General features: G+C 58.9%; 14 protein-coding genes. 1 reads left to right on the forward strand and 13 read right to left on the reverse strand.

The features are described 5' to 3' along the window. Positions 1 to 98: 98 nt before the first annotated feature. The 5 genes from N688_RS14790 to N688_RS14805 all read right to left on the reverse strand — a co-directional run bounded on the left by N688_RS14790 (position 99) and on the right by N688_RS14805 (position 4109). Complete coding sequence (locus N688_RS14790) at positions 99 to 1076, reverse strand: SMP-30/gluconolactonase/LRE family protein (protein ID WP_052889998.1); 978 nt, start codon at positions 1074 to 1076, stop codon at positions 99 to 101. Positions 1077 to 1394: 318 nt separating this feature from the next. Next, a complete protein-coding gene (locus tag N688_RS14795; protein WP_052889999.1) occupies positions 1395 to 1697 on the reverse strand; it encodes a hypothetical protein in 303 nt (100 codons plus the stop codon). Then, positions 1672 to 1830: a hypothetical protein gene (locus N688_RS23620; RefSeq protein ID WP_238321087.1), complete on the reverse strand. Its 159-nt coding sequence runs from the start codon at positions 1828 to 1830 to the stop codon at positions 1672 to 1674. Before N688_RS23620 ends, N688_RS14795 begins: the two co-directional genes overlap by 26 nt. After that, the gene (locus N688_RS14800; RefSeq protein WP_156025433.1) at positions 1823 to 3358 is read right to left on the reverse strand and encodes a hypothetical protein; all 1536 of its coding nucleotides are present in this window, start codon (positions 3356 to 3358) and stop codon (positions 1823 to 1825) included. The genes N688_RS23620 and N688_RS14800 overlap by 8 nt, the downstream gene beginning before the upstream one ends. Continuing rightward, a complete protein-coding gene (locus tag N688_RS14805) occupies positions 3339 to 4109 on the reverse strand; it encodes an ABC transporter ATP-binding protein (RefSeq protein ID WP_052890001.1) in 771 nt (256 codons plus the stop codon). Before N688_RS14805 ends, N688_RS14800 begins: the two co-directional genes overlap by 20 nt. A gap of 473 nt (positions 4110 to 4582) precedes the next feature. Here N688_RS14805 and N688_RS14810 point away from each other — a divergent pair, with 473 nt between their 5' ends. Further along, positions 4583 to 5053 carry a hypothetical protein gene (locus N688_RS14810; RefSeq protein ID WP_156025434.1) on the forward strand — a complete coding sequence of 157 codons (471 nt, stop codon included), beginning with the start codon at positions 4583 to 4585 and terminating at the stop codon, positions 5051 to 5053. Between the two features lie 270 nt (positions 5054 to 5323). On the opposite strand, the gene N688_RS14815 is transcribed toward N688_RS14810, so the two are convergent. From N688_RS14815 to N688_RS14850, 8 genes are all read right to left on the reverse strand, one after another. Next, positions 5324 to 5590: a hypothetical protein gene (locus N688_RS14815; protein ID WP_052890003.1), complete on the reverse strand. Its 267-nt coding sequence runs from the start codon at positions 5588 to 5590 to the stop codon at positions 5324 to 5326. 397 nt (positions 5591 to 5987) lie between these two features. Continuing rightward, entirely contained in the window at positions 5988 to 6644 is a 657-nt protein-coding gene (locus tag N688_RS14820) for a hypothetical protein (protein ID WP_052890004.1), read from the reverse strand. Between the two features lie 125 nt (positions 6645 to 6769). Then, entirely contained in the window at positions 6770 to 7498 is a 729-nt protein-coding gene (locus N688_RS14825; protein ID WP_052890005.1) for a hypothetical protein, read from the reverse strand. A 239-nt stretch (positions 7499 to 7737) separates the two neighbouring features. Further along, a complete protein-coding gene (locus tag N688_RS14830) occupies positions 7738 to 8022 on the reverse strand; it encodes a hypothetical protein (RefSeq protein ID WP_052890006.1) in 285 nt (94 codons plus the stop codon). A gap of 76 nt (positions 8023 to 8098) precedes the next feature. Continuing rightward, positions 8099 to 9526 (reverse strand): MraY family glycosyltransferase, encoded by a 1428-nt coding sequence (locus N688_RS14835; RefSeq protein WP_052890007.1) that lies wholly within the window; start codon positions 9524 to 9526, stop codon positions 8099 to 8101. Positions 9527 to 9819: 293 nt separating this feature from the next. Next, positions 9820 to 10689, reverse strand: coding sequence for a peptide chain release factor N(5)-glutamine methyltransferase (prmC, locus tag N688_RS14840; RefSeq protein WP_052890008.1), 870 nt, complete (start codon positions 10687 to 10689; stop codon positions 9820 to 9822). Positions 10690 to 10762: 73 nt separating this feature from the next. Further along, positions 10763 to 11164 (reverse strand): DUF2203 domain-containing protein, encoded by a 402-nt coding sequence (locus N688_RS14845; protein WP_052890009.1) that lies wholly within the window; start codon positions 11162 to 11164, stop codon positions 10763 to 10765. A gap of 75 nt (positions 11165 to 11239) precedes the next feature. Further along, positions 11240 to 13183 carry a hypothetical protein gene (locus tag N688_RS14850; protein ID WP_052890010.1) on the reverse strand — a complete coding sequence of 648 codons (1944 nt, stop codon included), beginning with the start codon at positions 13181 to 13183 and terminating at the stop codon, positions 11240 to 11242. Positions 13184 to 13598 lie beyond the last annotated feature (415 nt).

Genomic DNA, 13598 nt, shown 5'->3' on the forward strand with positions numbered 1-13598 from the left:
CCGGCTGGCTGGCAACCGCTCAACGGTAGCTTTCCCCCGCCGGGGGCGGCAGCAGCCCTGCCCGTTGTCTTCCTGCTCCAGCACCCTCTTGGTGGCCGCTAGCTGGCCCAATGGCGCATTGGCAGTCCAGGCACGGGCGAGCGGAAGGTGGGCAGGCGCGACATCACCAGCGAGCCAATGTAGACGGTTCGCAGGTCAGGCCCTCCAAAGGTGATGCTGGTCAGCGATTGGAGCGTCTGCCCGGCGCAGGCGGCCATATCGGCAGGGGTGGCGGTACCGCTGGCGATCTTCTCTTCGAAAGTAGCCAGGACCTCCTCGTTGGCCTCTTCGAAGACGACATGATAGTCACCGTCGGTGGTGATAATGCCGAGGCCGTTGCGCAGCGGGGTCGTCACCCAGACATTACCTTCGGCATCAAAGGCAAAGCCATCGACGACGGCCCCCAGGCCAAGACCATCGGGGCCAAAAACCTCTTTATCGCTCAGGCTGCCATCAGGCTGGACACGAAAACGCAGGATGCGGTTTTTCATGGTCTCGGCTACATAGAGAAATTCCTCTTTGGCATCCAGACGGATCTCGTTGGTGAAATAGATGCCATCGTAGACGATGCGGGGACCCTTCTCGTCGAGCAGGACAATGTAGCCATCGGGACGTGGCTGGGCGGCGGCGGGCCACCACTGCTGTTCCCGCGTTGAGAAGGCCAGCCAGAGGCGATCTTTGCTGTCGATAAAGACATAGTTGGCGCAGGTGGTGGGGACGCCATCGATCTCGGTCAGCACGTCCTCGCTATGGCCATCGGGATAGAGGCGCTGAATACGCCCATTGCCAATATTGGCGATGTAGAGCGAGCCATCGCGCGCCAGCGCCAGACCATTGGGTTCGCCTCCCAGGCCGCCGAGGAATTGCTGGCTGCCATCGGGGGCAATGCGCATGACACCGCCGCGACCGTCTGAGGTCCAGAGGGTGCCGTCCGGCTGCGCGATGATCGACTCGGGGCGGACAAGGTCATGGCCAGTGTAGGTGAGATCGCTCAGCTCAAGGCGAAATTCCTTGATAGGGGGATGGCTCTCGCTCATGGTGCTTCCTCCCTTTCTTCTTTGAAGAGGGTCCTGCTACCTGGACCAGTCGTTGATCGCCATAGATGACGGCCTTCGTCATGGCGCCGCTACTGGCCTCAGAGGCCGAAAGAGGCACACAGAAGTCACTGCCTCATTCTGTGACAGATTGTATACTACCGCGTCAGGATGATGCAATGGCATGCTGCGGGAGCAAGAGCCAGCTCGGTTCCGCCTGCGCTTGCAGGAGTTCAGCATCCGGAGAGTAGCGAGCTGCAGCACAGGTTGACTGTACTGCAGCCCGGAGCAGGACAGTGCACTACCACGAGGGAGGCGCAGCTAGATGCCTGAGCCGGTGCCGCTGCTGGTGCCGCTCCTCCCCAGACCCAGGAACCAGGCCGGGACGGTACAGAGCAGGGCTAGAATGCCTCCAATGAGCGCCATGTTCTTGAGATCTAGCGCTATGCTAAAGGCTGAGCCCCCCTCTAGCTCGGCGAGTGGCAGCGAGAAGAGCGCCAGATGCAGCGACTGCCCCGTCAGCATCCCATAGGCTACCAATCCCGCTACTCCCAGAAGCAGCAGCAACAGAGCCGCGAAAATCCCAAACATCAGACATTCAAACAGGCGCCTGACCAGCTTCATAAGGATCACTCCTCTCCTTCTTCCTTGCGCCGGTAAGCGAATCAATCCGCTTATCCATCAAAGAGCTATAAGAAATTCCCCTGTTCTTCTCTTCCAGAGCCAGTCTGTTCTGATGGCTTGCTTCTTCAATCACGCTCGTGCTCCAGGTGGGTGGTTCCCAGCCAGAGGCTGCCTCTGTAGAGGGCCAGCACCAGCACCAGGGCAATAGCGACTTCGATCAGCATCTGTACCCAGCTGCCGCCAGGCGAGGCCGGCAGCACCCTCTGTATGGAGAGGTAGAGGATCGAGAGAGGCAGATCAACGAGAAAAAGCGCTAAGCCCAGCGTCAGCATGCTTAGCGGATCATCGGGAGAGTAAGGTAGCAGAATGCCCATGAGGAAGCAGAGTGGCGTCAAGATGAGAGCAGGCGGCAGCCAGAGCAGCAGCAGAGCAGGCAGGCCGGCCACCAGCAGCAACACCAGGGTTGCCAGTGCCCAGAGCAGCAGCGTCAGCCCCAGGCAGGTCCAGAACTTGGCAGAGAGCAAGAGACGCAGCTCAAGCGGGGTCGCCGCCAGCAGGCGGTAGGCTCGACGGTCGCGCCCCCATGAGGACTGTCCGAAGCCGGCCAGCAGCGGTAAGAACAAGGGGGGGACCGCCTGCGCTAGCGTCAGGTGGAAGAGGGGATTGGCCGTACGTGTCAGGAGCAGGCCCACCAGTGCAGCCAGCCACACTCCAAAGATCATCACTCCGTCGATGACCAGGTAGGGAGAGCGACAGAGACTCTTCAGCTCGTAGAGGCAGGCTGTCCACCAGAGCGGTGGCGCGAAGGGCAGCCGACGCAAGGGCGCCCACTGACCACGTGTGCCACTGACCAGACGTTCGCAGCCTTCCAGAAGCAGGGCATAGAGTAGCCCAGCCAGCAGTGTCGCAGCCAGCAGGAGTACGACCCCACTGAGGATGGCCTCCGGATGCGGCTCCAGAACGAGCGCCATCCAGCGGGCCGGCCAGAGCAGCGTCCAGAGCGGCAGGGCAGTCGACAGCCCCGGCAGGAGCGTGAAGATGGGCGCTTCCAGTAGGACCAGTCCCAGGGCCAGGCTCAGACCCAGTACGCTGAATCGTACTCCTTGATGCTCTCCCCCGAAGAGGCGCAGCGCTCCATAGAGCATCGCCTGATGAAAAGCCAAGGTCAGGAGATTGTAGCAGAGAAGGGCCAGCACCAGCGCCAGCACCAGCTGGAAGGGGGTAATCACGCCCAGGGTCATCAATGCTAACAAGGCTGGCCCCCAAAGCAAGCCCTGGACAACCAATAGTGTCAGCAAGCCCGGTAGCAACAAGCCAATTCGCAGCTGCAGCGCCGAAAGCGGAAGTGGCAGCATCATGCGCCTCAGCCGCGTATCATCGGGCGAGAGCATGATAATCAGAGTAAGAATGATAAATGAGAAGATGAGGTAGAAATTGCAGAGACTCAGCGTTACCAGTGGCCGTAGCAGTTCTCCCAGGGCACCTTTTGTCAGCAAGCTCTCGCCAAGCTCGCGGAAGAAACCATACATCAGGAGGCCGGTCAGAGGTAGCACTAGTAGCAAGAGTGGGAGAAGCAGCCACAGCCCTGGGAGGCGGCGCAGTAGCTGAGCCAGGCGATGGCGCCAGGTTGTGATCACCAATCTAGAAACGTGCCAGAACACGATCAAGCTCCTTCTCCTGCTGGGCCAGCCCAAGGGCCTGCAGAAAGGCCTCTTCCAGGTTGGCAACACCATAGCGCTCCAGTAAGGCCCGCTGGGCCCCCTGGGCCACCACCTGGCCCTGATGGAGCAGGATCACCTCATCGCAGAGGTCCTGAGCCATGAGCAGGTCGTGCGTGGAGATCAGCACGCCTACCCCGCGCTCCCGTAGCCGGCGCAATAGACGCTTGACCAGAATGGTCATCTCGGGATCAAGTCCCGAGAGCGGCTCATCGAGCAGCAGCAGGCGCGGCTGATGCAGCAGGGCTGCAATGATCTGTAGCTTCTTGCGCTGACCGTGCGAATAGGTCTCCAGAAGATGGTGAGCCTTCTCTTCAAGCCGCAGGAGGGCCAGATACTCCCCAGCCAGATTCCACTGTTCTTCAGAGAGGCCATAAATGCGACGGAGGAATTGGAGATACTCGAGGCCAGTGAGGTGATCGACGACATCCTGGGAGTCAGGAACAAAGCCAAAGAAGGCTTTCTTGCGCGATGGCACGCGCTGAAGCTCTTCGCCATCGAGAAGAATGGAGCCGCTCGTCGGTGGTAGCAAACCGACGAGCATTGAGAGTAAGGTAGTTTTGCCTGCTCCGTTGGGGCCAAGGAGGCCCACAATCTGACCTGCTGGTACCGCGAATGAGATGCGATCGACGGCAGTAAAAGTACCAAAGCGCCGGCTGAGCTGGCGTGCTTCGAGCAGCGGTGTGTGTTGCATCCTGCCTGTTTCCCTCCTTCATGTAATGGGGCCAGAGCAGGCCCTAGCTCTGCCTGGTAGTAAAAGCGGGGGAACGTGTCCTTACGTCTCAGGCGTCGCTGCCATCTCGAACAGACCTGGCTTTCCCGTGAGCGTTGTGTGTTTTCAGCTCTTTCCCGCCGGCTACTCCTGATTGCAATCCTTAGCCAGGACTCTCTCTTTGATTAAACGTTTCACTCTCGCTTTTTCCAAGCGCGACGCGGGTAGCTCTTTCTAAGAGGATACCATATCTTCTCTGGAAGCTGTTGCTCCTTCCTGATGGAATGACATCGAGATAGCGAAGTTGAAATATAGAAGTTCATGCTTTATAATCCCCTGCAGAGAGCAGATCCCTGCCCTCTCCAATTTTCTGCTATCTGACCGCGACAGGGAGGTCGGAGGCGATAGCCATGAAGCGCAGGGGGCCAGCGCTGGGACAGGAGCCAGCCCTGGTCATGCGCTTAGTCGAAGCTGTTGGTGGCTTGCCTCTGGCCTTGTTACTCCTGGGCAGCCACCTCTATGATGAGGAGTCGCTGTACGAGCAACCGCGCCGTATTGTAGCGGCTTTTCGTCATCTTCTTGAGCGGCCAGCTCGCTGGTTCTCGCTCTGCTTGCCAGCGAGTGGCAGCCATGCCGGCCTGCTCAAGGAGAGCCTGCAGCGCAGTCTTGCTTGTTTGCCTTCCGCTGCCCTGGCGCTTCTCCATTCCCTGGCAGTTTTCTCCCTCCAACCTGACAGCTTTAGCGAGGAGGCTGCCGCTGCAGTTTGTCAGTGTGAGGCGACGACCTTCACTACGGCGCTCGATCTCCTCTGTGACAGCGGCCTGCTGGAATGTCGGACTGCCCGTTATAGCCTGCACCCGGACCCGGAGTCAGGGCCTCTCTTCGGCTTGATCAGCCCGAGCAGAGCGCCGCCGAGCGCGATTTAGTTGACTCCTATGCCGCTCTGAGCCGGCAGCAGCTCGCTGCGGGCAGCCCTCTAGCGCTCGTTGAGCGAGAGAATCTAGAGACAGTCTTACGCTTGGCGAACAGCACGGAATGCTTGAGGCGCAGCATCTCCTTCTAGCGACTTTGGAGGCTCTGGCCGGGAGTGCTTGTCCTTGAGCGGCCAGGTCCACTGAACCTTTAAGAGCAGCAGAGGGAGCAGTCTCTGCAGGCTGCCCCTCCTGCTGCTCTGGCCGGTCAGTCCAGTGTCCTGCTTAGACCGTCAGGATCTGCGGCTCCTCGAGGCTGGTCCAATACTCGGTAGCCCCGCTGCTACAGCTCTCGGCCTCCAGCAGACGGCTTGCAGCCGCTCGCAGCACCTCTAGTGCTTCCTGCAGCGCCTGCTGCCGCTGATGACGCGCCCGCCAGGTCTTCACGCTCAGCTGGATCTCTCTAACAAGCTGGAAGAGAGTCACCAGTAGCCCCACACTGAGCACCGGGATCGCAGCCTCCAGGATCATGACCTGCTCTGGACAGAGCATCTCAGAAACCTCCTTTGAGCGTCAAGAAAAGAAAAAAGCCAGTTGCCAATAGAGCGACGAATACACCTATCGCTCCAATCAGTTGCCCTACACGTTCTGGACCAGGAGGCAAACGCCACACTCGTAGCCAGAGGACCACATCGCTGACCATTAATACCAGCAGGCATACAAGAGCAAACACTGTAGGCAGCACGTTTCACTTTGCCTCCAGACAGGGTCTATACAGCTCGCCTGAGTTCTAAAGCAACGAGCAAGCTGTTGCAGCGTCCTGCAGCCCATCGCCACAATAGTGCCTATCACAGCTTCACAAGCTATGCTCACTCAGACGCTATCAGGGAAACGACGACAGTTTCGTTGAGATACGCTCTGGTCTTATGACACCAATCGCCGGCCCGACCTACCCCTTGCTTTCTTCAGCCTCGCCAGCAAGGCCAGGCCACATCTCTGTCTCGTGGAGAATCAGCAGGGGCAGATAGGATGCTTCTTGTTCTTTGAGGTAAGCTGTGATCAGATAGAGACCTGACGCAGGAGCAACAAACGTCACGGCTTCCCTGATGATACTCATCCTGAGCGAGCTTGGAGTCCGAGAGGATGGATGATACGTCAGCTCCTTCCACTCTAGGCGGCGCGGATGCGACGTGATCAGGCGGGCCGGCTGCCTCCCCTCTCCAAGAGGCCCGTCAAGCGACCAGGAGAATTCTCCCAGCCCCTCTCCACAGATAATCGCATGAAGCACAGCATGCACCTGGTAGGGGAAAAAGGCCGTCACCAAGCCATTCCCCAGCACTTCCAGAAAGGAGGCCCGTGGCTGGATGGTCAAAGGCCAAAAGGCTTCAGAGCGTGTATTGCGGGGTCCTGTTACGGTGCTCTGCCGAAAGATGGAGATTACTTCGAAACCAGTGACAGGATCTTCCTCGCTGATGGCTCCCGTCACTTTCTCGACTTCCAGTACACCCGCCTCCCTCATCCTTTGCCGGGCAAGCTGGGAGATTATCGGCGAGGGGCGTGCCGAGAGCAACAGGAGCGATTGAATCCAAATCGGCGGATGCGACATGAGGCTTTCCTTTCTTGACTGCACCACCTGCACATTAACAGAAGAGCAAAGCCCTCGTATTATATACTTTCTCTCCTACCACTTATCCTCTCCTAGTCTAGGAGAGCGTTAGTAGAGCCTCAAGGCTACGGTTGCCATGCCCAGACATCCGCTTCCGTCCATAGAGTCGGACCCCACCAGAATTGTGCAGCCCCAGAAACATACCATTCCCATAGCGTGTTAGAGGCAAAGCTCCAGCACCCTGTTTCGCCCGAGGTAGCAGTCCAGTCCGTGGTCGCAGTACCGTCTTTCCAATTTCCGTTTACATAAAGATCTCCCTGTTCGTCCACCGTGGCTGTCCAGGGACTGGCTTCAGCTCCACCAAGCCCATAACCGCATAGGAAACTGTTATCCCAGTACACCCAGACGAGTGAAGCGGTGACTATGAGTAGATAGTTCCCCGACGAGGCCGTAGCGTCTGGAGCAACCGCCCGAGCTGCCACAGAGCTAGCCTTCTGCTGAAGGGTCTTAGCAGTTACAAAGGCAATCCCTGGCGTCTTCCTCAACTTCGCTAAACTATATTTTTTCACAACTCCATGTGTTGTCTGTACCGTCTGATCAGGCTGGGGAGCAGAATCAGCAGAAACTCGAGTCACAGGAACGAAAGCGATGACAAGAGCAGTCAGGACAGCCAACCCCCAGCGCTTGCGCAAGGCCTTAGCTTCAACCAGTCCGGTAGCTGCCACTTGCCGCGCCTGCTGCCGCTGACGACGCGCCCGCCAGGTCTTCACGCTCAGCTGGATCTCTCTAACAAGCTGGAAGAGAGTCACCAGTAGCCCCACACTGAGCACCGGGATCACAGCCTCCAGGATCATGACCTGCTCTTACCAGTCCAGCTGCCGCACAAAGGTGGTACGAAACACAGTCTTTCTGCTCTTTCAAAGCACGCGCTCTGAGCAGAGCAATACTGCTTGACTTCTCTTAAAGAATAAACGTCTACGCGCTGCAGTCTTCCAATAGCCCAGGCAATAGCGTGGATAACTGGAAGCTTTTTCAGCATCCACAGCCATAAAAGAGGGCTGTTCCAGCTCAGGCCGGGTTTCTCTCTCTGTTCTCACTCCTGAACCAGCACATGGGCCAAGCGTTTGCTACCCAACCAGGAGGCAACCATAGCAATACCAGCGACCAGGCTCACCGCCAGCCCTCCACCCATGATGCTCGTCTCAGGAGTCAACGAGAGAAGGCCGACACTGTGCCGAAGCTGCGCTGGCAACGCTGGCATGAAGAGCAAGGGAGTAATCAGGATCACGCTGAGCAACAAGGGCACCCCGAGGATGGCCGTCGGCAGGAGAACAGGGAACGCTGATCGCCCCGTCAGCTGCCTGGCAGGCAGGGTCAAGAGGTCTCCTTTGGAGAAGTCACCGGTTCCCTTTTACGGGCAATGGCCTTGAGCCAGCCAAGCTGGCTCAAGGCCACTAATATAGCTGATCTATACCGGTTTGCAGTCGCCATTCACCTGGCTCCAGGCGAGTGGCCCCCTCGCTGTCTGAGGTTGGCTCTGGCCAGCCATTGCCGCTGGTCTGATTCGTTTGAGGGGCAGGAGCCGGGGTCGGGGCCAGGTCTTCCGTGGACAGTAGCGTCTCCTGCTCCTGAATCGTTGCCGAGACAACAGCGCCATCGGAATTGCCAGCAGGAGAAGGAGAAGGATCACCGAGCTGGAGGCGTCCCCCGCGCTGACGCTGGCGATAATCGATCCAGACGATCAGGGCGACCATAATCACCACGACTAGCAGAATACTGATAAACTTAAAGAGATGGGCATTTTGCCGATTGGCAATATCAAGCGACAAAATCGAGAGGCCAGCGGCCAACACTCCAAAGGCCAGGGTCACACCATAGAACAGATAACAGATCTGCTTCACCGTCAATCCGGCGGCCATCAGCCGATGATGCAGATGGGTCTTATCATAGTGCCAGGGACGCTGACCGTGTCGAATGCGATTGATCGCCACCACGGCCACATCGAGGATCGGCACCCCGAGCAGCATCAAAGCCAGGGCTAGCTTGGCTCCGCCGATCGTCGACATCACCGCCAGCCCCAGGCCCAGGAACATCGCCCCTGTATCGCCCATGAAGATGCGCGCCGGATTCCAGTTATGCGGCAGAAAGCCCAGCACAGCCCCGGTGAAGATCGCCGCCAACACCGCGATGCTCTCCTGATGGAAGACCCAGCTAATCAAAGCCGTAAAGAGAGCGGTGATCCCTACCACACCCGCCGCCAGCCCATCGACCCCATCGATCAGGTTCACCGTATTCATCATGCCCACCATCCAGAACCAGGTAAAGCAGAGGGCCGGAATCGCCGCCAGCGTGATCGCGTTATCGTGCACTCCCAGATAGACCAGACCGGGAGCAAAAGGATTATTGAAGGAGAAAAGAAAGATCCCGTGAAAGCGACCCTCCCAGGGAGCCAGGAGGATCGCCGCCGCCACCGTCTGCGCCACCAGCTTGATCAAAGGTTTCAAGCCAATCAAATCATCGATGAGATGTACCACTACCAACAGCAGCGAGGCCAATAGAAATAGCCAATAAACAGTACTCTCGACATAGAGGGAAGTAGGAATATTATGAGCTGGTGTATAGAAAAGCAGCGAGGCGATAGCAAATGAAAGGAAAATAGCCACGCCCCCCAAACGAGGGACAGGAACCATATGGACTCGGCGTTCAGAAGGATAATCGAGCCATCCCATGTGCAGGCAGAGAGAGCGCACAGCAAAGGTCAGCAGATAAGTCAGAACAAAAGCCGCAATGCCTCCGAGCAACGGCAGCGCCAGCGGAGGAAGCCAGGAAGCCACAGGCAAGAGCGCCGCCATAGTCAACTGCAAGTCACTGGCCTGGACCATGTACCGTCTCCTGTGAGGAGCCTGTCGCTGCTCCTCACCGTGTTCTTCATGCGCCTCACCGTCACCCTGGCCAGCCAGCTTGACCACTTCCAGCGTGGTGGCGGCCACCCAGGAGTCTAACGGTAGTCGAATTATACGGATTTCCATAAAAGGAACGCAATGAGTTCACCGATTTATACTAGTCTAGAAAGAGAGGAGAGGAGATCTTGCTCCTATGTTCTCACGACGTTCAGCGTAGTCTTCCGCGCGGAAGAGTTGCCCTTTGGTCAGCCAGCCTGCAGAGAGAAGACGCCTCAGAAGGCCAGAATGAGGAAGCGCTCCTGACCCGCATAATCGCGTCGGCAGGTCAGTCGCAGCCCTGGCCAGAGCCGGCGAGCGAGCCCCTCTAGCGCCTCACGCTGCCGATAGCCGATCTCGAGAAAGACCATCGCCCGCTCTTTGAGCACAGGACGCTCATGGAGTTGCCGGAGCAGGCGCTCCAGCAGCGCTAAACCCTGGGGGCCGGCAAAGAGCGCCTCCGCTGGCTCAAAGTCACGCACATCTGGGGCAAGCAGCTCTCGCTCCTCAGTGCCAACATAGGGAAGGTTGGCCACCAACAAATCGACTGGCTCGGGCAGCGGCTCCGCCAAATCGCCCAGCAGCAGGCGCACGCGCTGACCGACTCCATGCCGCTGACAGTTGAGCTGCGCAACCTCCAGCGCCGCCGCCGAGCTGTCGCAGGCATACAGGTAGGGCAAACGCGGCTCACTCACCGCCAGCGCCACGACGATCGCACCAGAGCCAGTGCCAATATCAGCCACGATCGGCACCTCTTCCCGCCTCAACCGCTTCCGCGCTTCAGCAAGAACCTCCTCCACCAGGAGCTCCGTCTCAGGACGCGGGATGAGGACGCGCCGATCGACCAGCAGGTCAAGCCCGAAAAACTCCTTGTGGCCGAGCAAATAGGCGACTGGCTCACCCCGCTGGCGCCGCTCCAGTAAGGCCGCCAGGCGCTGCCACTCTGTCGCTGTCAGCTCCCGTTCAGGATGAGCATAGAGGGCCGCGCGCTCGACAGCCAGGACATGGCCAAGCAGCACCTGCACATCGCGTCCAGCTTCCTGAGCAGGCTGGCCGGCCTCCTGGAGAAGACGCCGCCCCCACTCCAGGGCCTCTCCGACAGTCATCAGCCTTCCTCCCTCGTTCGCTCCGGCTCACATCGGCTCAGCAGCCCGATTCACCCCCCGTTCCCCCTCCACTCTACTTCTCATCCAGCGGGCGTCGTCCCTGAAAGCCCGCATCAAGTGGATGCCAGTACTTGATCCGCTCTTCCCCTAGATGCCAGCACAGATAGACTTCCCGCCCCTCGCGCAGGCTCAAAAAGTCAACGAGGCCCATATCGGGATCTTTCAACTCACATCCCAACTCGTTGAGCTCCGCCAGTGCCTCCTGAAGCCGCCGTAGATGGAGCACCTGCGCCCGCTGAATCTCCATCATGGTCTCATTAACATCGTGGCCGTTCTTCATGATGCGCAGCCGAATCGCATGAGCACGCTCCTCCCCTTCCCTGAGCCGACGCCGCTGCTCCTGAATATGGCGCAGGATCGGTGAGATGACCGGTAGTAGAGCCTCGGCCTCCTCGCGCGTAAAATAATGAGGCATCCCAACCCTCCTTCTTTTAGGACTACTGTCACTCCAGCTGCCTGCCCTGCCGCTCTCCCCCATCCAGGCGCGTGGCTAGTGACCAGCGGAAGGGGTGCCCTTGCTCGCAGGGGGCGGCGTTGGAGTCACCAGCGGAGAAGCCGTCGGAGATGGGGTCGCCGTTGGTCCAGCGAGCTGAATGCTCAAATCGTCGAAGGTCTTAAAGACCATCACCTGCCCACCGCTATCATAGTAGTCACCTTTGACGACATCCCCAGGCTGCACCAGCGGCAATTTCGGCGAGAGCGAGAGATTGGCCGTAAAGATGTACGGCTGGCCAGCAAGCTGCAGGTAAAAGACCGTATTCGACCCTTCCTGTACGGAAGCGATGCGCACCACCTTGCCCAGCACGGTCTTGACGGTGCCGCTGGTGGGACGGTTGGCGGCTGACGCCTGCTGCGTCAGCCACTGCTGATAAGCCTGCAAGGCGCCGCTCAGCGTCGTATCGTACTGGACATTGCTCCCGTTGAGGTTACGCGCGTCCACAATGCCCACCGCCTGAAAGATGCTGCCGCTGCTGACATGTTGGACAAAGATAGCGACCCAGGTCGGTTCTCCATAGAGCTGATAGAGCTGCACGCTATCAACATCGTAGCTGCGCAGATTAGCCCGCGTCGACTGAATGGTATTCTCGACATTGCTCCCGATGCCAATCCCCGTCAGCGGGTAGAACGTTCCGCGATTGGTATGGGTATCAAAAAGAACGATACCCGTACTGGAATTGTCATTGAGCGACGAGGAGGTCATGGGCACCAGCCAGACCGGCTGATCGACACTGTTATAAAGCAGCTGGGGTTCGCTCGCCGGCACCTGCTGATTGGCGCCCGAAGGATTGAACCAGGGAGCGGCATGGTAGAGTCCCCACCACTGCAGGTACTGCGTGACAGTGGCCGCCGGCATGACGCGATCCACCCAGCTCGGGACCTCCTGGGGACGATAGCGCGTGATCTGGCCTGTATGGGCATCAACCAGCAGGACCTCGCTCAGCACGTCGCCGGTGTAGCCTCGCGAAGGCTGCATCAGCGAGATAGTCCAGTAGGGATGATAGCGGTCATCCAGCTCTAACGTTGGATCAACCAGACGCCCATAGGTGTAGCCGCTCAGATAAACGTGACGCAGCAGGTCCTGATTGAGCAAGGCCCCCGGTAAATAGGCCAGCGTCTTATCTCCCCCAGTCATCAGCCGCGGCGTCGCTTCGGGATTCTCAGCATCGACCACGACAAAGCCAGGGGTATGGGAGTTGGAGAGATTGACGAAGATGTTGTTGTAGCTGAGAGGCGCCACGTAGTAGAGGTGATGGTTGATGGATTGCAGGGTGTAGCTATTGGGATCGAGATTGTAGGTCGATCCGAGATTCTGGCCAGTGGACCCCAGAATTTGCTGCCCCTCGTAGGCCGCTACGCCCGGACTGACCAGCACAATATGGTTGGGATCAGTCGGCGGCAGCGTTGGCGAGTTGGCCGCTTTGATCTGCGGAATGGCTGCCAGAGCTTTGGCATTGCTATCAAACCAGGTACTGAAGACGACGATGAGTCCCGAAACCACCAGCCCCACAATCCCCACCACCACCAGCCCAAAGAGGCCAGCCGCCACGTTCCCACGCGCAACAGCCTGACTCTGCCTGCCCACCTCCTCCTGTCGTACCCCTTGCCCTCGTGTCACCCGGCGTCTCTCCGTACCCGCCGCGCTCTCCTCCCCTGCCCTGAGAATCGGACGCAACAGCGATAAGAGGTTCGCCAGGCTACTGATCGCCAGCGGCCAGAGCACCCACTGCCAGCCTCCCAACGGTCCAGTCAGCGCCGGAAGCTCAAAATAGACGAGTAGAAAGCAAAAGAGGACGTTGAAGAGGAAATACCCCCCGAACCAGCGCAGAAAGCGGCGGGCTTCAAACGCCTCCCGCCGGCCAAATCCCAGACGCCCCACCGTCAATATAGCCATGACAATCAGCGCTCCGCCGATTGCCAGAAGCACCGTAATCATCGCACGCTCCCTCCTGCCCCTGCCTCTAGCAAGGTAAATCCACGTCGTGATCTGCTCACTGATAACCTTCTCCCACCCCTTCAAGGGTGGGCTTCCCCCCTTCACAGAAAGAAGCTCACACGGATAGACAGATGCGCCCCCCACTATCCGTGTAGCGACCTCCCTCCCCCAGCGCTTGAGCCTGGATCTGTCCAGCCCTACAGCCTGATCATGGCTCAGGGAAAGCGAGGGATCTACTCAGGCTGGCGGCTCCGCACTCGCCCACCATTCTCTCCGGCAACCCTGGCCTGATCTTGCTTCATTCCCCACGTGGTCTGGTCCCCGCCAGACCGGCTCCCTCACTTGTACAGCCGCCCCTCTATTGTAGTGCCTGGCTGGACAAAGCACAACACCCGCCCATCAGCAGTCTTCTGGA

Origin of the sequence: Thermogemmatispora carboxidivorans, from assembly GCF_000702505.1 — a bacterium.
Taxonomy (GTDB): domain Bacteria; phylum Chloroflexota; class Ktedonobacteria; order Ktedonobacterales; family Ktedonobacteraceae; genus Thermogemmatispora; species Thermogemmatispora carboxidivorans.